We start from the raw sequence: 18,119 nt of genomic DNA, 5'->3' as shown, positions 1-18,119 counted from the left end.
ACGTTACTAGCCAGTAGTGCTGGATCTCCAGGTAGCTGGAGGTGGAAGGATCGTTGTCATGACGGTGACGGTGGTGGGCATCGGCGGCTCGATCAGGTCCGACTCGCAGTCGGAGCGGGCGCTGCGGGTGGCGCTGGCCGGTGCTCGCGAGCTGGGCGCGGAGACGATCCAGTACAGCGGTCCCGAGCTGGTGCTCCCGTTCTACGACCCCTCGGTGCCGGACCGCACCGACATCGCGTTGCGGATGGTGGAGGACCTGCGCAGGGCGGACGGCGTGATCCTCGTGTCGCCCGGCTACCACGGCACCGTGTCCGGCCTGGTCAAGAACGCCCTCGACTACATCGAGGACCTCCGCGACGACGACCGCCCTTACCTCGACGGGCGCGCGGTCGGCACCATCACGGCCGCGTACGGCTGGCAGGCGGCGGTGAACACGCTCGCGGCCGTGCGCTCGATCGTCCACGCGCTGCGCGGCTGGCCGACGCCGCTCGGCGCCGCGATCAACTCCGCTCAGGTCAAGTTCGACGGCGACGGCTCGTGCTCGGACGCCGACGTCGACCGCAACCTGCGGGTGATCGGCCGCCAGGTCGCCGAGTTCGCCCTGCGGCAGGCCTCCCACCTCGACGTGAACTGAGTCACGAACGGGCAGATGAGAAGTGCGCGGTTCGTTCACCCTGGGTGCAGAGCACATCACCTGACTCGAGGGAGAGCGGAATGGAAGCGCTGTACACGGCTGAGGCGACTGCGTACGGGGAAGGCCGCAACGGCGAGGTCCGCTCGTCCGACGGTGTGATCGACGAGGTGCTGTCGGTCCCCAAGGAGATGGGCGGCCCCGGTGGCGATGCGACCAATCCGGAGCAGCTCTTCGCGGCCGGGTACTCGGCGTGCTTCAACTCCGCCATCACCAGCGTCGCGCGCGCCGGGAAGATTCAGCTCACTTCTTCTGAGGTAACCGCCAAGGTGGGGATCGGACGCAACGGCGCGGGCGGCTTCCAGCTGGCCGTCGAGCTCGCGGTCAAGATCCCCGGACTCGACCAGGCGGTCGCGGAGAAGCTCGTCGAGCAGGCCCACCAGGTCTGCCCGTACTCGAACGCGACGCGCGGCAACATCGAGGTGGCGCTCAGCGTCACCGTCTGAGGAGGCGCGTTCAACCATGGCCAAGAACCCGATCACCAGCCCTCTCGCTGACGCCGACCGCGATGCCGTCGGCGCCATCCTGCAGGCGACGCTGGTCGACCTGGTCGACCTGTCCCTGATCGGGAAGCAGGCGCACTGGAACGTGATCGGCAAGAACTTCCGCAGCGTCCACCTTCAGCTCGACGAGCTGGTCGTCATCGCGCGCAACGCCGCCGACCAGGTCGCCGAGCGAGCGGCCGCTCTCGGCGTCACGCCGAACGGCACGGCGAAGACGATCGCCGCGTCGTCGGGCGTGGCTGAGATCGAGACCGGCTGGCTGAAGGAGGAGCAGGTGGTCACGTCGATCACGGCTTCGCTGGGGTCGTTGATCGCCCGCATGCGCACCCGCATCGAGGAGACCGACAAGCACGACCTCGTCAGCCAGGACCTGCTGATCGGCATCACGCAGGAGCTGGAGCAGGCCCACTGGATGTGGCAGGCCCAGTCCGCCTGAGCCGACGCCGGACGACCACGGCGCCGGGACCCCGGACGGGGTTCCGGCGCCGTTCGCCGCGGGACTACTTCGCGAGGTGCCGCCGGGCGAAGTCCACCTCGGCCGCCGTCTGCCGCATCGTCTCCGCGACCACCAGCGACCCGTGCCCCGCGTCGTAGCGGTACATCTCGTAGGAGTGTCCGCGGGCGGCCAGCGCGTCGAGGTAGTTGTCGATCTGCCGGATCGGGCACCGCGGGTCGTTCTCGCCCGCGAGGATGAGCACCGGCGCGGTGACCCGGTCGACGTACGTCAGCGGCGAGCACTCCCGGTACAGCTCCGGCAGCTCCTCCGGTGAGCCGCCGAACAGCGCGCGGTCGAACGCCCGCAGCGGTTCCATCTCGTCCTCGTACGCGGCGAGGTAGTCCGCGACCGGGACGCCCGCGATGCCGACGGCCCAGCGCTCCGGCTGGACGCCGATGCCGAGCAGGGTCAGGTAGCCGCCCCACGAGGCACCGCTCAGCACCGAGCGCCGCGGGTCGGCCAAGCCCGACTCGACCGCCCAGTCGTGCACGGCGGCGATGTCCTCGAGCTCGGTGAGGCCCGGCCTGCCCTCGATGGCGTCGCGCCACTTCGAGCCGTAGCCGCTGGAGCCGCGGTAGTTCACGTGCACGGTCGCGAAGCCGGCGTCCAGCCAGACGGCGCGGTACGCCGAGAAGCGGTCCTCGTCGGAGGAGTGCGGGCCGCCGTGGATCAGGAAGACCGTCGGGAACGGGCCCTCGCCCTCGGGCTTCGAGACCAGGGCGTGCACCTCGCCGACGAAGACGTCCTCCAGCGGCGCCGACGTGGCCGGGCGCGCACCCGCGGGCTCGACCAGCACGGTCTCGCCGCCGTCGGTGGCCAGCGCGCGGATCACGGTGGAGTTCGAGGCGGACGACCACGAGTACTCGACGGTGCCGTCCGGGCGCACGCCCGCGGAGCCGATCACGCCGGGTGCGGTGTCCAGAGTGGACAGCTCGCCGGTCGCGAGGTCGTAGCGGTGCACCGTGTTGCGGGCGTGGTGGGTGTGCACGATCAGCAGCGCGGACGCGTCCGGGTACCAGTCGGCGGCGACCTCGCCCGGCAGGTCGAGGACGATCTCGCGCTCGGTGTCGGCGGCGACGTCCCAGATCAGCAGCTCCTCGCGGCCGCGGCGCTCGTGCAGCACCAGCAGCCGCTGGTCGCCGGGCACCGGGCTGAACGAGATGGCGTCGAGCCCCTTGCCCTTGCCGTCCCACTTCTCGGCGACCGTCTCGCCGTTCGCGGTGTTGAGCGCGCGCAGGGCCATGTGCCGGTTGTCGCCGTGCTCGGAGTGCGCGATCACGACGAGCGACTCGTCCTTGGCCAGCGCGGTGACGCCGGCGTCGTTCACATGCTGGTAGAGCACCTCGCTCGTGCCGTTGCGGGTCAACCACACCGTGGTGCCGTCATCGGTCGACGCGGCCACGGCCGTCAGGGTGCGGCCGATCTCCAGGCCCGCCGGGTAGCCGGGCGTCACGTCGGGGATCGCGGGCTCGGCCTTGCTGCCGTCCGCGACGAACGGCTCGCGCACCCAGACGCCGAACTCGTCGCCGTCGTGGTCGTCGAACCACCAGATCTCGGTGCCGTCCGGGCTCAGCGTGCCGTGCGAGGTGCCGTTCGGCCGGTCGGTGACCTTGCGGTGCTCGTCGGTCGCCCGGTCCCAGGCGTAGATCTCCCACACGCCGCTCGCGTTGGAGACGTACAGCGTGCGGTCCGGCGCGTCGTCGGCCCAGGCGGGCAGGCTCATCCGGGGAGCGGTGAACCGCTCGCGCCACCGGGTCTCGGCTGCCGGGTCCTCGAAGAGCTGTTCCGGAACGTTCGGAGCGGGATGCGTTGTCACGTCTCAACACTAGAGTCAGAACCGGCGCCGGGGGGATTCGAGACGGCACGACCGGCGCTGCTGTGGCCCGGCACACCGGCGGAGGAAGCCGCGGGCGACGACCCGCCTATTCGCGGGGAAATGGAATTCCTGGGTCCGCGGCCTCGCGGGAGTCGACGTTGCCGGATGCCGGAAACGACGGATCGCCCGGCCGGGGCTGCCACGTTGGAAGAAGTGCAGCGGATTGTCCGCATCACGGCCCGATCCGCGCTGACGGCCCACGGAGCGACGTTGGTGCTGCTCGACGGCACCCTCTGCTACTACGCGAACGAGGACTCGATGAGCCCGCTGGGGAAGGGCCAGCGCTTTCCCGCCGCGAACTGCATCAGCGTCTGGGCGATGATCAACCGGCAGACGGTGGCGATCAGGGACATCCACCTCGACCCGAGGATTCCGCAGGAGGCGTACCGGCCGACCTTCGTGCGGAGCCTGGTCGTGACGCCGATCCTGCGCCCCGAGGCGATCGGCTGCTACTGGGCCGTGCCGCACGTCGCGACCCCGGACGAGACCTCCACACTGGAGTCGGTGGCCCACGCCGCCGGCGAGGCGCTGGAACGCTTCCCGGAGGGCCTGCCCGTGCGGGCTTCATCAACTGACGTACCGCGCCTCGCGCAGGTCGGAGTCCATCCCGGACCCGCGCCGGCACTCCCGGGCCTACTGCCGGGGCAGCTCTTCCTCGAAGATCCGGTCGACCTGGCGCGAAGCCCGCGTCAGGGCCCTGACCGCGAGCGCGACCACGGCGACCACGGCGGCGACGACCGCCGTGACCCAGACCGACGTGAGCACGTAGACGATCGCGAGCACCTGCAACACCACAACGACCTTGGCCGTGGTGACGATCCACGACCTGTGAGAAGGACTGACTGCGGGGGCGGAGTCCATCACAACTTCTCCCGAATTCACCGAGTGCCGAACCACTGCCTTCGTCGTGTGGATCACGACGTCCGTTACCTAACGTGAGTTGAAGCTTCAACCTTCACTCGTAAGGGTTAACGGTACGTAGTCGTTTTGTATTATTTGGCGCAGAACAATGGCTCTGCGTCAGTTAATCACGGTGGCTTCGGCGGCCGCTCGTGTCGAGCTGCGTCACCCGATCGAGTTGTCTTAGTGGAAAGGTCGATGTCCTTTCCCGGTGCCGGCTGAGGACCTCCGCCTCTGGGCGCTACCCGATCTCGACGCCCAGCGGCATGCCGGTCAGCTCGTGCCCCGATCCGACGGCCAGTGCCGCCGCGGCGGGCGGGAACGCCAGCTCGCCCAGCCCGCCCACAGGTGCGTCCGACGGCACCAGGACGACGTCCACCTCCGGCGCCCGGTCGATGCGCAGCCAGGCGTAGTCGCGGAACGACGACTGCACCACCCGCCCGTCCCGGACGGTGATCTGCGCGCCGAAGACGGTGGACACCGCGTCCATCACCCCGCCCTCGACCTGGGCCCGCACCCCGGACGGGTGCAGCACCTGCCCGACGTCCACGGCCGCGACGACCCGCCGCACCCGTCCGCCGGCGCGGTCGGCCACCACGGCGCACACGGAACCGAAGTCCTCGTGGCACGCCACGCCGCGCAGTGCGCCCGGTGGCGTCGCGCCCGCCCGCTCCACCGCCGCGTCGAGGGCTCGCCGCAGCCGGGAGCCGGGAGGCAGCAGCCGGCGGCGCAGGTCGACCTGGTCGACGCCGGACCGCTGCCCCAGCGCGCCGAGGAAGAGCTCTTCGGCGTACTGGAAGTGCCCGGCGTACACCGACCGCCAGAAGCCGGTGCGGATCGGGGCGGGCAGCACCGCGAGGTCCACCGGGCCAGGCACGGTGTAGCGGAACTGGTCGCCGCTGAGCTTGATGATCTCCGGCGGGATCTGCGGGGCGATCGTCAACGGCCAGGTGGCCACCGCGTGTGCGCGCCAGGTGGGCAGACCGGAGCCGTCGACCACGGCCGACAACCGGTGCACCGACATCGGCCGGTAGGAGTCGTGGCGCATGTCGTCGTCGCGCGTCCATTGCACGCTCACCGGCGCGCCCGCGGCGCGTGAGCAGGCCACCGCCTCCAGCACCACGTCGGTGTCGAGGCGGCGGCCGAACGCCCCGCCCGACAGCGCGGTCTCCACGCGGACGTCCGCCTCCGCCAAGCCGGTCCGGCGGGCCAGCTCCGTGCGCAGGCCGCCGGGGTCCTGCACGGGAGCCCACACGGCCAGGCCGGTCGCCGTGAGGTGCGCGGTGGCGTTCATGGGCTCCATCGGCGCGTGCGCGAGCAACGGCAACCGGTAGGTGGCCTCGAACGCCACCGGTCCGGGCGCCGCGGCGGGCGCGGGCAGGGCGGCCTCCAGCTCGTCCAGCCACCTCCGGCTGTCGGCCGCCGGCGTGCCGCCGTGCCACGTCACGCGCAGCGCCTCGCGTCCGCGCAGCGCCTCCGGCGTCGACCGCGCGATCACCGCCACGCCACCCTGACCCGCCGCGTCCGGTTCCAGCGGGACCACCGCGACCACACCGGGCACCGCGCGGGCGGCGGCGTCGTCCACGCTGCCGGCCCGCGCCCCGATCCACGGTGGGCGGAGCACGACGGCGACCAGCGCACCGCGCGGGCGGGTGTCGATGCCGTACCGGGCGCGGCCGGTCACCACGTCCCGCGCGTCCACCCGTCCCGCGCGGGTCTTGCCGAGCAGCCGCCACCGCTGCGGCGGCACCAGTGCCACCGGCACCGAGGCCGGGTCGAGCGCCGCCGCGTCGCGCACCAGCGCGCCGTAGGGCAGCCGCCGGTCGCGGTGGTGCACGGAGCCGCCCCTGGCTTCGCACTCCTCGACCGGCACGCCCCACCGCGCCGCCGCCGCGGCGACCAGCAGGCACCGGGCCGTGGCCGCGGCGGTGCGCATGGGCTCGGTGAGCTGTCGTGCGGAGCGCGAGCCGCTGGCGACCTGGGACCCGTACCTCGCGGTGTCGCCGGGAGCCTGTTCCACCCGGACGTCGGCGAGGTCCACCACCAGTTCCTCGGCGACCAGCAGCGCGACCACCGTGCGCACCCCCTGCCCGGCGTCCGGCCTCGGCACGGTGGCGGTGATCCGGCCCCGCCCGTCCAGTCGCACGAACACGGTCGGCGCCAGCTCCGCCGGTCCCGCCGCCGCGGCGAGCCCCGGCACCACCAGCGGCGCGGAGACGACCAGCGCACCGCCCAGGAACCCCCGCCGGGTGATCACCGCTCACCCCGCGCCAGTCGCGCCGCCCGCCGCACGGCCGCCCGGATCCGCGAGTACGTGCCGCACCGGCACACGTTGTCCCGCAGCGCCGCGTCGATCGCCGCGTCATCGGGATCGGGGTCGCGCGACAGCAGCGCGACAGTCGACATGATCTGCCCCGGCTGGCAGTACCCGCACTGCGCGACGTCCAGCTCCAGCCACGCGCGCTGCACCGGGTGGTCGCCGTCCGCGGACAGCCCTTCGATCGTGGTGACCTGCCTGCCCGCCACGTCGGCCACGGCCGTCACGCACGGCCGAGCCGCCCGACCGTCCACAAGGGACGTGCAGGCACCGCACGCGCCGACACCGCAACCGTACTTGGGCCCCAGCACCCCCAACTGCTCGCGCAAAGCCCACAGCAGCGGCGTGTCCCCGGGAACGTCCACCACCCGCCGCTCGCCGTTGACGTGCAACCGGTACCGACTCACGCGAACCTCCTCAGGAGAAGTGCTTGTCACCGAGCGCGGAACGGGTGGCGCGCAACGACGCCAGGAGCCGCAACCGGTCCGCGTCGGCGGAGCCGGGCTCGGCGGTGAAAACCACCATGAACTGCCCGGGGTTGCCGGGCAGGGGGTAGGTGTCCCAGTCCAGGACGATGTCGCCGACCTCGGGAACCCGGTAGGTCTTGCTGCCGCTGACCGACTCGCGCACGTCGTGCAACGCCCACAACCGCCGGAACTCGGCACTGCGGATGCTCAGCTCACCGATGATCGCGGTGGCCCGCGGGTGCGTGGGATCGGTGGCGACGGCGGCGCGCATCATGCCGATGTAGTCCAAGGCCTGCTCCTCCCAGTCGGGGCAGGTCCGCTGACCGGTCAGCGCGTCGTCGAAGAGCAGCAGGAGCATGTTGAGCCGCTCGCGCGGCCGCCCGTCCGGGCTGCCGATCAGCGCCTCCGCCATCGCGTTCCAGTCGAGCAGGTCGAGGTGCCTGCCCAGCAGGAGCGCGGGCGTGTCCATCACCCGAAGCAACCGGCGCGTGCTGTCGGGCACCCGTTCCGGAGCGCGGTCGACCCGCGCGGGCACCGGCCGCCGGGCCGCGCGGGCCAGCGCGAACAGGTGCCGGCGCTCCTCGTCGTCCAGCCCGAGCGCCCCGGCGAGCGCGTCCAGCACGTCGTCGGACGGCCGCACCTCCCGGCCCTGCTCGATCCGCTGGTAGTAGTCGGTGCTCAGCCCGGCCAGCACGGCCATCTCGTCGCGCCGCAGCCCGGCGACCCGGCGCCTGCCACCCGGCTCCAGACCGACGTCGTGCGGACGCAACCGGGCGCGGCGGGCGCGCAGGAAGTCACCGAGCTCCCGGGCGTAGGGGTGACGACTGCTCATGCCGCGAGTGTGTTGGCTCGGCGGCGGCGCAGGGTAGGTCCGGCAGACCCCACGTTGCGGTCAGGGTCCCCAGACGCGCCGGAACCGTCCTACTCGAACGCCCATTTGATCCGAACCCTCAGGTTCGACCACGCGCGATATTCCAGGATCATGGTGATGAGGATCGTCAGGGTCGCCGTCAGGAAGGCTGTCGCGCCGCGATCCAAGTAGCCGCGCCAGTAGTCGAACGCGTGCGAAGACCACAGGGAAAAGATGAGCACCGATGACGCGACCGAAAGGGAGGTGAGCACGAAAAGAGTCGTCATCGTCAGGAACTCTCGCCTGCGCACGCGCTTGAGGTATCGCCAGAAACCGTAATCCCGCACGTCCTGCACTTTCCCGGCAACCATCCGCTCTTCGCTGTCGAAACGCCGGATGACCACGTCGGCCTCGAACCCGAGGTCCCGGCGGAACGCCACGTGGAACGCCTCGGGAAACTGCCGGACCACGTCCTCGGCTTCCTCGCGCAGCGTCTGCAGGTCGTCGTGCAACAGCCGGATGTGCAGCCGCCTGCTGTTCTCGTGGCTGACGATGCCCCAGGTGCCCGGCCTCGTGCTGATCAGGATGGGCTCCGCGCCCGCGACCTGGGCCCGAATCGTGCCCGGCAGGTGTTCGATGATCTCCGCGAGCTTCGCGGCCGCGAACCCGGCATCGGTGGGCAACCAGCCCAGTTCGCTCAGCACCCTCTTGACCTCGTCCGCGGAGGTCTCGGGGTGGGGATTCGTCGGGTCGCTCGTGATGTACCTGAGTAGTAAGCGCATCAGCTTCGGCTCCGTCCGGAAGGCCGCTCCTCACGGTCGCTTGACCGGCTCTTCGTCCGGGCGCCGGTCGGCGTTACCGCCTTGAGAGCCGCTGCGAGCGGCGTGCCCGAGTCGTGATGGCAGGCGTGCCTGGGCGGACGAATTCGGCGGTTGCCGGCCGAATTCCCCGCAACAACAGGTCAGGCCCTGTCCACACTGCTGTGGACAGGGCCTGACCTGTGTTATTCAATCGGGGTGACAGGATTTGAACCTGCGACCTCTTCGTCCCGAACGAAGCGCGCTACCAAGCTGCGCCACACCCCGGCTGGGAACGAGTAGAACTCTACATCATGTCCGCCCCAGCTCCGAATCGGACCCCCTCATTCCGCCCCTGACCAGGCGTAACGGGCCGAGGAACGAGGGTCAGCAGCGAAGCCTCCGGAGGGCAGCAGAACCGCACCGGCGCGTACGGCGAAGTGCCCATGCCCGCGGAGACGTTCATCCACATGTGCGAGCCCCACCGCGAGACGCCACGGGCTCGCGAGCGGTCCAGTTCGCAGTTCGTCACCAGGGCGCCGTAGAACGGCACGCGGAGCTGGCCGCCGTGGGTGTGGCCGGCCATCACGAAGTCGTAGCCGTCGGCGGCGAACGGGTCCAGCACGCGCGGTTCGGGTGAGTGCGTGACGCCGAGGCGCAGCACCGCGGACGGGTCCGGGGTACCGGCGATGTCGGCGTAGCGGTCGCGCTTCAGGTGCGGGTCGTCGAGGCCCGCGCAGAAGATCGTCTGGCCGTTGACGACCAGGGACTTGCGGACGTGCGTCAGGTCTTCCCAGCCGCGTTCGACCATGCCGGCGCGGAGGTCGCGCCACGGGAGGGTCACGCCGTGGATGCGCTTCGTCTTGGACGACGGCAGGAGGTAGCGGACCGGGTTCTTGAGCTTCGGCGCGTAGTAGTCGTTGCTGCCGAACACGAACACGCCCGGACGGTCGAGCAACGGGCCGAGCGCGCGCAGCACGCCGGGTACGGCGTCCTTGTGCGCGAGGTTGTCGCCCGTGTTCACGACGAAGTCCGGGTTCAGGTCGGCCAGGGAGGCGACCCAGCGCTGCTTCGACACCTGGTTCGGCGTCATGTGCAGGTCTGAGATGTGCAGCACGCGGATCGGCTTGGCGCCGGGGGACAGCACCGGCACCGTGGCTGTGCGCAGGGTCCAGTGCCTCCTCTCGATTCCCGCCGCGTACGCGATGGTCGCGGTGCCGAGTGCGGTCGTGGCGAGGAGGGCGCGGCCGAGCTTGTTCACGCGTCAAGGGTACGGAAGACCGTTAACTCGATCGGCGCGGCATCCGGCGGGCGGTACCGTTCTGCGCCATGGCGGAGTTGAAGACGCGGCTGCAGAACGACCTGACTGCGGCTATGAAGGCCCGGGAGACGGTCACGGCTGGTGCGCTGCGGATGGCGCTCACGGCTGTGACGAACGAGGAGGTCGCGGGCAAGCAGGCGCGCGAGCTCAGTGACGACGAGGTCGTGAAGGTCCTCTCGCGCGAGGCGAAGAAGCGCAAGGAGGCCGCCGAGGCGTTCGAGGGCGCCGGCCGGGCCGAGAAGGCCGAGCTGGAGCGCCAGGAGCTCGCCGTGCTGGAGACCTACCTCCCCGCCCAGCTCGACGACGCCGAACTGGCGTCCATTGTGGACAAGGCGGTCGAGGCCGTTGCCGCTCAGCTCGGCGAGACGCCGGGACCGAAGCAGATGGGCCAGGTCATGAAGGCCGTCAACGCCGAGGTCGCCGGGCGTGCCGAGGGCGGCCGCGTCGCCGCCGCGGTGAAGTCCAGGCTCACGTCGTGACCGCGGTGCCGCAGCGGGCCATCCCGCTGCGGCACCCCTTGCTCAGAACGCCTTGTCGACGGCGTCCGCGAACTCGGCCATCGACCCGAACTCGAGGTCGAAGCCGTAGTCGCCGGACGGTTGCGGCGTCGCGCCCCAGCCCGGCCGGTCGCGCCTGCGGTTGATCCACACCGACGGCAGCCCCTCCCGCTTGGCCGGCACGTGGTCGTGGAACAGGCTCTGCGCCACGTGCAGCAGGGCGGTCCGCGGCACGCTCAGCTCGCCGAGCTTCGCGTCGAGAGCCCGGAAGTGGTTCTCCGCGGGCTTGTACGCGCCGACGTCCTCCGCGGTGATGATCGCCGCGAACTCCCCCCGGAGCTGCCGGTTGCTGCCCGCGAAACCCGCGCGGTGCACATTGGACAGAATGATCAGCCGGTAGTGGGAAGCCAGGCGCGCCAACGCATCGGCGGAGTCGGGGAACGCCGGCCAGTCCGGCACCGACGAGCCGAGCCGCTGGGCCCACTCGTCGCTCACGGGCCGTCCCAGCGCCTCACCGGTCCGGCGGAACGCCGCCGCCAGCACGTCGGGGTACAGCGCGGACGGCGTCTCGAGCTCCACGGCCGCCTCCTGGTCGCCGTAGGCGAGGAGCAGCTCCTCGTCGGAGAGCTCAAGCCCCTCCGACCGCGCCCACGGCGAGAGCACCGCGGCGATCCCGGTCTCCCAGTCGATGAGCGTGCCGTAGCAGTCGAAGCTGAGCGCCTGGTACTTCGTCAGGTCCATGCCGAAAACTGTAGTACAGTTCAACTGTAGGGCAACGGGTAAACTCGCCGCATGTCCGCCCTCGAAGGCCTCGAAGTGCGCCGCACCACCACGGCCCAGCAGTTGGCCGACGGCCTGTCCGAACGGATCATGGCCGGCGCCTTCGGTCCCGGCGACAGGCTCAGGGAGAGCGCGATCGCGGCCGAGCTGGGCGTCGCGCGCAACACCATCCGCGAGGCCGTCCGGATCCTGGAGCTGACCGGCCTGGTCCGCTACGAGGTCAACCGCGGCGCCGTCGTCATCGCGCCCACGCCCGAGAAGGTCGAGGCGCTCTACACCGCCCGCGAACGCCTGGAGACCGCCGCGGTCGCCCGCACACCGCGTCCCGGCCAGCTCGACGCGATCACCAGGGCGTTCCACGAGCTGGAGGACGCCGCGCGCACCGGCGACCCGCGCGCGATCGTCGACCGCGACCTCGCGTTCCACCAGGCCGTCGTGGCGCTGCTCGACAGCTCCCGGCTCGACGAGTTCTTCGCCGCGATGACCCAGGAGCTGCGGTTCTACCTCACCGTGCTCTCGAAGTCGGAGACGCCGGAGGAGGTCGTCGCCGAGCACGCGGTCATCCTCGACGCCATCCGCCTCGGCGACCGCGACAGGGCGGTCGCCGAGATCCGCGCCCACATCGACACGAGCGTCCGGCGCCTCAACGAGATGCTCGTCGAGCGCCACCTGACGAACAAGTCCTGACGTTCGGCTGCTCGGTCCACCGGCCGGCCCGTCAGCCGATCCCGCATCGCCCTCGATCACCGACAAGTCAGGACTTACGCGCCTCGGTTCGGCGCCGCAATCCCCTTTCAGCCCTCGCTGAAAGGGGATTGGCGGGGTGTGGCGGCATTCCTAGCGTCCGTGCCATGACCAAGAAAATTCTTTCGGTGATCGCGACCGCCGCGTTCCTGTTCGGCATGACGACCGGTAACGCCGCCGCGGCCCCTGCGTGCAAGTGGCAGGGCTGCACCGGCTGGGATCCGCAGTCCTCCGGCTGTGCGGCGAGCGGGGTCAACATGGACACGAGGTACTCCCAGTACGGCTCGCAGGTCGAGTTGCGCTTCTCCACCGAGTGCCGCGCGTTCTGGGTGAGAATCGCGCGGAGTTCCGGCGTCCACTACGCGACGGGCCTGGTTGAGGGCTGGCAGGGCCGTGACCGGCAGGACGCGCCGGCGACCACGGGCATCACCTGGAGCCCGATGATGTTCGACGGCAGCGTTCACGCGTGCGTCACGGAGTGGTGGAACGGTGTCGTCTCCCCGGCGGCGAGCGAGTGCACGATGGTCGTGCAAAGCCGGGGCTGACCGAGCAGAGCCCGGCCACGGGGCGCGAGGGCGTGGATCGCCACACCGGCGAGCCGCACCGTGGTGATCAGACCTGATTCACGGAGGACGGCTGCGTGCTGGCTCGCCCCCGCGGCGGAGATGCCGAGGCGGCGGGCCAGTTCGGTCGTCGTGATGTGCGGCTGGGCCCGGATGGCGCCGAGCACTGCGGCTCTGGTGCGCCCGAGCAGCGTGGTGAGCGACTGCTCCGACGGTTCCGCCGCGCTGTTGTCCGCCCAGCCGGGAGCGTGGTCGATCGGGAACGCCAGCACTCTCAGTTCCATGAAGTAGACCGGTGCTCCCCAGCAGAAGAACGACGGCGCGAGCGTGAGGCCGCGGCCGTCAAGTCGCACGTCCTGCTCGGCAGGGCCCACCACGTCCAGCCCCAGCGGTGTCCACCGCAGCGCCGGATGCGTCACGCTGAACGGCTTCCCGGCACGAACCCGGTGTTCCACCGCCACGTGGGCGCAGATCGTGTGCCAGTGGGGAGCCAGCGCGACATCGAAGTAGCTGTCGAGCGACGGCGCCCGGCGCACCTGTGACCGCCAGGCGCCGAACACCGGTGCGGCGTGCTCGCTGTGCAGGATCCGCCGGCTCAACGGGACTTCCCAGGCCGGGTCCGGCACGCCGGCCAGGCGCGTGCGTGCGACGTCCGCCTCGGTGAGGTGGATGCGGAGCATTGTTCCCCCAGGATGCAATGCCTGTCATGAAGGTGTCGGCGGACAGCTGTCCACCTCGCGCTGCCGGACGGAGGTCTGCGCGGTGATCGGCAGCGTGATCTCGTACTCGGCGCACTGCGTGACCGAGGTGGAGCCGAACCAACCCGGCCCTCTGCCCTCGATCGAGGTCGTGATCACGACCCGGTCGGAGTCCCTGCGCACGGAACGCAGTTCCTGCGGGTGACCGCTCGCCAGCGACACGTCCGCCTCGGACAGCTCGCCGTCCCCGATCGCCTCCCTGAGGTCGGCGTTCGTGCGGTTCATGGTCATGACGATCGAGGCCCGTGCGTCCTGCCGGCCGCGTTCGGCCGAGTCCGACGACGCGACGACCCACCAGATCGCGCCGCCGAACACGAGGGCCACGAATCCGCCGAGCACCCACAGCACGACGGCTGTGAGTGCTCGGCCGGCTTTTTCGCTCATGAACCTTGATAGCCGATCTGCAGCAGTTTCTGCTGGAGCACCTGCGCGTACCCGGTCGTGCCCATCTGGTTCGGGTGGAAAGTCTCCCGGCTCAGGCACAGATCGGGTGCCTCCGGCCGTGGCAGGCACGAGCCCTCCACCGGGATGTCTCCCTCGTGGTAGTCGCCCTGCCCGTGCGGGCCGAAGATCGCCTCGTTGATCCACGGCGGGTCGTCGCAGACCCGGTGGCTGTTGAACGCGTCCGTCACCGGAGCGAAGTACACGTTCTTTCCGGCCGCCGTGCCCGCCACGGAGGCCACGGCGTCGCGCTGCACCTGGGTCAGGTGATCGCCGAGCGTGTTGAGGTTGCGTCCCTCGACGTCGCCGAGCAACTGCCACGTGCAGATGCTTTCCGGCGTCTCGTTGAACAGCCTCGGATAGCTCAGCAGCACAACCTTCGCGTTGGGCGCTTTGCGTGCGAGGGCGAGCAGCGTCGACTCGATCGCCGACCTCGTGCGGTCGGCTTTGGCCTTGTACTTGGCGATGAACTCCGCCGAGTTCCACGCACAGCCGGGCGGCATGGCGCATTCCGTGATCGCGCCGGCGAACATGCCCTCGTCGTTGCCGCCGATGGTGAGCAGCACGAGCGTCGTGTTCTCGTCCACCGCTCCGGAGTCGATCTGTCCGATCTCCCGGAACTGCCCCTCACCCCAGTCGTAGCGGGTGGGCGTCGTCCACGACCCCGGGGTGATGGTGCCGCGGACGTTGCCCGTGCGTGCTCCGGAGCACGCCACGAAGCCGAGTTCTGCCTCGGTCGAGAACTCGTCCGCCAGCTTGCCGAGCGAGTCCGAACCGGCGGGCAGCACGACCTTGCGACCCCACGCGTGCGGACTGCGGCGGCATGCCGCCCACGTGCTCTTGCCGTGGTTGTTGTCCGACTCGCGGTAGTACTCGCCGCCACCCTCACCGGAGCTGAAGGAGTCACCGAGCACGGCCACCAGGTGCCGCGGCTTCGCGGGCAGCGGCTGGAACGCGACAGCGTCCCACGCGATGTCCTCGACGCCCCTGCCTTCCAGCGTCTGGTTGTCCAACCGGATCTGCGGTGTGCCGTTGAACTGGTACACGCCGAGCGACACCCACTTGTTCGCCTCGGTGCCCTGCGAGATGTACCTCGACTTGTCGAACGACCCGTTGCCCCGGTTGATCTGGTAGCGGGCCTGCTGGGTGTGTGCACCGTGGTCCGGCGTGTGCACCAGCACGCGCGCCCAGCCGTTGAGCGGGCGGTCCAGCGTCCACGTCCCGGTGACCTTCAGGTTCGGGTCCGCCTTCCAGGTGTGCGCGAACGTGAAGTGGCCACCGAAGCCCGCGCCCATCTGGTGGTAGTCGATTTTGGACGGATACCTGCCCTGTGCGTCGCTCGCGAAGTTCAGCGCGAACGAGCCGTTGCTCTGCCACATGACCGGACACGGCCGAGGTTCGCTCGTCACTGGACGCACGGTCGTCGGCACGTCGTCGACGATCAGCGCTTCGGCCGGCAGGCCAGCGCGGGAGCAGTTCGGCGGGTAGCTGATGCCGTCGGGCTGGTAGCCGACGTCCGGTTCGCGGAAGCGGATCAGCTCGTTGCCGCACTCGTACGCGCAGTCGGACTTCCACGTGGCCGGGTAGTGCCACCAGCACCTCAGGTCGTAATACCCCTGTTCGTTGCGATGGGTGCACGGTCCGGCAGGTTCACCGATGGTCGACTCGTCCTCCGGTGTGTTCGGGTCGTCCGGCTGGTTCGGGGTCACCTTCGCGTTGCGGTCGCAGTCGTTCTTGCTCGGCTCGCAGAAGAGGTACGTCGGCGGTTTGACGTTGCGCCGGTTCTGCTGGGCGCTCGGCTTGCCGGGGATCGGGGCGTCCCTGGTCTCGTCCCAGCCGCCCCACCAGGTGTAGGCGTAGCCGGAGACGAGCTTGCCCGGCGAGACCACGGACTCGATCGGATGACCTGCCCAGCCCATCACCTTCTCCGGGTAGGACCAGTCACCGGGATGCGCGGCGTCGGCGTAGCTCGTTTCCAGGAACGGCGCGCGGTTCGGCGGGTAGTGCGGGTTCGCCGGGTTGTTGAGCCAGCCGAGGCCCCACGGCCCGCTGTTCTGGGTGTAGAAGCCGGAGTTGTACGCCCACACCGCGAAGAACCAGTTCTCCAGCCACTTGGGGTTGCCGTCGTTGACGAACAGGCCCGCCTGCCTGGTCTGGTTCCACTTCTTCTGCAGGATCTGCAGACCGGCCGCGATGTTGGTGGCGAAGTCCACGGCCACTGCTCGCTGTTTGTCGGCGGGCAGCGCGGTCTCGCCTGGCTTCGTGCGGCCCGCGAGCCGCATGCCGTCGGTGATCTGCGTGACTCCGTAACCGCAGTCCGCCTTGGCCCAGTTGATGTCCCAGTCGTCACCCTGGTCGCGGTTGTAGATGTTGACGCCGTAGAAGTTCCCGATCAGCGGATTGGCGGTTTCGCCGGGCAGTGCGAACCTGGCGGCCTGCCAGAGGTTGGACTCCTGGGCGAGGATGCCGAGCAGCACCTGGGAAGGCACCCGGCCGCCCCCGTCGAGCGGGATCGGTGGGAACATCTCCTGCGGCTTCCACGCGGACGGCATCCCCGCCTGTTTCCAGTCGGCCGCGCGCTGGATGTGCAGCCCGTTCGTCACGGCGTAGTTGACGGCCCACTCGACCTGGCGGGGAGTTGGTTGGTACACCTGGGTTTTCGGGTCGTTGCGCGGGATCGCACACACCTGCTCGGGATCGAGCGGCGAGGACGGGTCGCCTGCCGCACGCAACTCCCCGTCACCGGTCGACGCGAGCTTCGGGTGCGTGACCCGGCCGCTCGTCGAGATCTCGCCCGCCGGGTCGACGGTGAACGCGGTCCGCTTGCCGGTCGTGGCGACCTCGGCCTCGATCCGGACGGTCCGCGGTCCGCGCGGGTCGGCGATGCGCGGGTCCGCCGCCTTCGCCCGAAGCACGGAAGTGATCGCGATCTGGCCGGTGGTCGACACCTCGCTGTCCTTCGGCACATCCATCTTGGACACGCCGGCGGGCAGGGGCTTCACCTCGTCGGTCTTACCCGTGATGACCACCTTGCCTGCCGCGGTACCGGCGAGACTCAGCTCCGTGAGCGGGCCACGGGCAAGCGTGTCCGCCTGTTGCGCGCTCTTCGCGACCTTGCCGACACGACGCACGAACGACGTTTCACCTTCGCGGTCGAGGAAGACCACACCACCGTCGCCGTCGGCCTTGAGGTGGAACGGCGTGGCGGAAGCCTTCGAGAGCACCCGCCGGGCGCCTTTCTCGTCGACCGTCACGACCGCGCCGTTGTCAGCGGCGACGATGCCGTCCTTCGTGGGGATCGCCGAGGTCAGTTGACCGGGAACCTCGATGCGGCGGCCCAGCGAGCCCTTCGCGGCGTCGAGCTCGACGAGCCGGGTCCTGCCGAGGGACTCCGATCCCGCCTGGGTGAGGATCGCGCTCTCACCCGCGCCGCAACCGGGGTTGTAGTAGGCGAGGGTGGTCTGGATCGGCACCTTGGTCACCGCGCCGGACTCCAGGTCCACGGTGGCGGTGTACCCACCGCGCTCGAACAGGTCCGGCTTGTTGGTGAAGGTGCGCGGCGCGTAGACGACCACGAGCCGCTTGCCGGAACTGGTCACGCAGGTGTTGCCGATCCACTGGTCGACATCGAAACCGGGCTCGGAGAGCGTGGTCAGGGTGCGCCAGGTGTAGCCCTCCTTCGCGGAGGCGACGAGCACGTGCAGCCCGTCGGAATCGCCGGTCGTCGTCCACGCGACGTCGGGTGAGTTCTGCCAGCCCTTGCCGAGAACCTCGGTGCGCTTTTCCGGCGTCACCGCGGCGGGTTCGGCACTGGCCACCTCGGCGGGCGAGCCGGGTGGGTCGGCGTTCTTGTCGGGAGCCGCGTGCGCGGCGGTCACGGGCAGCAGTGCGCTCAGCAGAGCTGCCCCCAGCAAGCGTGACGATCTGGACCAGGACAAAGTGGTCTCCGCGTCGTGCGGGCGCGCGGCAGCGCGCCGGATCCGGAACAGGACGAATGCGGCGGCAAGCAGAAGAAGCTGCGCTCAGGCAGCGTCAGCGCGGAAGAGGACGCCACGGCAAGTGCCGTCGGCGTCGTGAACGGAGAAGACGGTCAGCCGTCAGAAGCGGTCATGATCTGA

General features: G+C 70.3%; 18 protein-coding genes and 1 tRNA gene. 7 read left to right on the top strand and 12 right to left on the bottom strand.

The genetic code is table 11. The features are described from left to right. The first annotated feature begins 58 nt into the window (after positions 1-58). The 3 genes from BMW88_RS09260 (at position 59) to BMW88_RS09250 (ending at position 1,630) form a co-directional block, all read left to right on the top strand. Positions 59-634 carry an NADPH-dependent FMN reductase gene (locus tag BMW88_RS09260; protein ID WP_089950140.1) on the top strand — a complete coding sequence of 192 codons (576 nt, stop codon included), beginning with the start codon at positions 59-61 and terminating at the stop codon, positions 632-634. 80 nt (positions 635-714) lie between these two features. Then, positions 715-1,137, top strand: coding sequence for an organic hydroperoxide resistance protein (locus BMW88_RS09255; RefSeq protein WP_089950139.1), 423 nt, complete (start codon positions 715-717; stop codon positions 1,135-1,137). Positions 1,138-1,153: 16 nt separating this feature from the next. Then, complete coding sequence (locus BMW88_RS09250; RefSeq protein ID WP_089950138.1) at positions 1,154-1,630, top strand: Dps family protein; 477 nt, start codon at positions 1,154-1,156, stop codon at positions 1,628-1,630. Positions 1,631-1,694: 64 nt separating this feature from the next. On the opposite strand, the gene BMW88_RS09245 is transcribed toward BMW88_RS09250, so the two are convergent. From BMW88_RS09245 to BMW88_RS09210, 8 genes are all read right to left on the bottom strand, one after another. Next, on the bottom strand, positions 1,695-3,506 hold the full coding sequence (locus tag BMW88_RS09245; protein WP_245777649.1) for a prolyl oligopeptidase family serine peptidase: 1,812 nt from the start codon (positions 3,504-3,506) through the stop codon (positions 1,695-1,697). A gap of 693 nt (positions 3,507-4,199) precedes the next feature. Next, positions 4,200-4,427 carry a hypothetical protein gene (locus tag BMW88_RS41755; RefSeq protein ID WP_177221006.1) on the bottom strand — a complete coding sequence of 76 codons (228 nt, stop codon included), beginning with the start codon at positions 4,425-4,427 and terminating at the stop codon, positions 4,200-4,202. A 280-nt stretch (positions 4,428-4,707) separates the two neighbouring features. Next, positions 4,708-6,723, bottom strand: a complete 2,016-nt coding sequence (locus BMW88_RS09235; protein WP_089950137.1) for a molybdopterin cofactor-binding domain-containing protein — start codon at positions 6,721-6,723, stop codon at positions 4,708-4,710. Next, on the bottom strand, positions 6,720-7,190 hold the full coding sequence (locus tag BMW88_RS09230) for a (2Fe-2S)-binding protein (RefSeq protein ID WP_089950136.1): 471 nt from the start codon (positions 7,188-7,190) through the stop codon (positions 6,720-6,722). The genes BMW88_RS09235 and BMW88_RS09230 overlap by 4 nt, the downstream gene beginning before the upstream one ends. Positions 7,191-7,200: 10 nt before the next feature. Continuing rightward, complete coding sequence (locus BMW88_RS09225) at positions 7,201-8,082, bottom strand: helix-turn-helix transcriptional regulator (protein WP_089950135.1); 882 nt, start codon at positions 8,080-8,082, stop codon at positions 7,201-7,203. 89 nt (positions 8,083-8,171) lie between these two features. After that, the gene (locus BMW88_RS09220) at positions 8,172-8,804 is read right to left on the bottom strand and encodes a hypothetical protein (protein ID WP_143116018.1); all 633 of its coding nucleotides are present in this window, start codon (positions 8,802-8,804) and stop codon (positions 8,172-8,174) included. A 307-nt stretch (positions 8,805-9,111) separates the two neighbouring features. Next, positions 9,112-9,185 (bottom strand) — tRNA-Pro (locus tag BMW88_RS09215). Positions 9,186-9,204: 19 nt separating this feature from the next. Then, entirely contained in the window at positions 9,205-10,158 is a 954-nt protein-coding gene (locus tag BMW88_RS09210) for a metallophosphoesterase (RefSeq protein WP_089950133.1), read from the bottom strand. A 68-nt stretch (positions 10,159-10,226) separates the two neighbouring features. On the opposite strand from BMW88_RS09210, the gene BMW88_RS09205 reads away from it, so the two are divergent. After that, positions 10,227-10,697 (top strand): GatB/YqeY domain-containing protein, encoded by a 471-nt coding sequence (locus BMW88_RS09205; RefSeq protein WP_089950132.1) that lies wholly within the window; start codon positions 10,227-10,229, stop codon positions 10,695-10,697. Positions 10,698-10,739: 42 nt separating this feature from the next. On the opposite strand, the gene BMW88_RS09200 is transcribed toward BMW88_RS09205, so the two are convergent. Continuing rightward, complete coding sequence (locus BMW88_RS09200) at positions 10,740-11,456, bottom strand: HAD-IA family hydrolase (RefSeq protein ID WP_089950131.1); 717 nt, start codon at positions 11,454-11,456, stop codon at positions 10,740-10,742. Between the two features lie 51 nt (positions 11,457-11,507). On the opposite strand from BMW88_RS09200, the gene BMW88_RS09195 reads away from it, so the two are divergent. After that, positions 11,508-12,182, top strand: a complete 675-nt coding sequence (locus BMW88_RS09195; RefSeq protein WP_089950130.1) for a GntR family transcriptional regulator — start codon at positions 11,508-11,510, stop codon at positions 12,180-12,182. A 164-nt stretch (positions 12,183-12,346) separates the two neighbouring features. After that, entirely contained in the window at positions 12,347-12,784 is a 438-nt protein-coding gene (locus tag BMW88_RS09190) for a DUF2690 domain-containing protein (RefSeq protein ID WP_089950129.1), read from the top strand. Here the strand turns inward: BMW88_RS09190 and BMW88_RS09185 are convergent. From BMW88_RS09185 to BMW88_RS09175, 3 genes are read right to left on the bottom strand one after another with little or no spacing between them, the layout of a single operon-like run. Then, on the bottom strand, positions 12,700-13,482 hold the full coding sequence (locus tag BMW88_RS09185; protein ID WP_089950128.1) for an ArsR/SmtB family transcription factor: 783 nt from the start codon (positions 13,480-13,482) through the stop codon (positions 12,700-12,702). The two genes, BMW88_RS09190 and BMW88_RS09185, sit on opposite strands and share 85 nt — an antisense overlap. Before the next feature lie 24 nt (positions 13,483-13,506). After that, complete coding sequence (locus BMW88_RS09180) at positions 13,507-13,944, bottom strand: hypothetical protein (RefSeq protein ID WP_143116017.1); 438 nt, start codon at positions 13,942-13,944, stop codon at positions 13,507-13,509. After that, a complete protein-coding gene (locus BMW88_RS09175) occupies positions 13,941-17,915 on the bottom strand; it encodes an SGNH/GDSL hydrolase family protein (RefSeq protein WP_218148012.1) in 3,975 nt (1,324 codons plus the stop codon). The genes BMW88_RS09180 and BMW88_RS09175 overlap by 4 nt, the downstream gene beginning before the upstream one ends. A gap of 39 nt (positions 17,916-17,954) precedes the next feature. Here BMW88_RS09175 and BMW88_RS41750 point away from each other — a divergent pair, with 39 nt between their 5' ends. After that, positions 17,955-18,119 (top strand): hypothetical protein, encoded by a 165-nt coding sequence (locus BMW88_RS41750; RefSeq protein WP_177221005.1) that lies wholly within the window; start codon positions 17,955-17,957, stop codon positions 18,117-18,119.

Origin of the sequence: Lentzea xinjiangensis (genome assembly GCF_900110955.1) — a bacterium.
In the GTDB taxonomy this organism is placed as follows: domain Bacteria; phylum Actinomycetota; class Actinomycetes; order Mycobacteriales; family Pseudonocardiaceae; genus Lentzea; species Lentzea xinjiangensis.
Note: the sequence above shows the minus strand (reverse complement) of the source record. Positions and strands in the feature narration are given on the sequence as shown.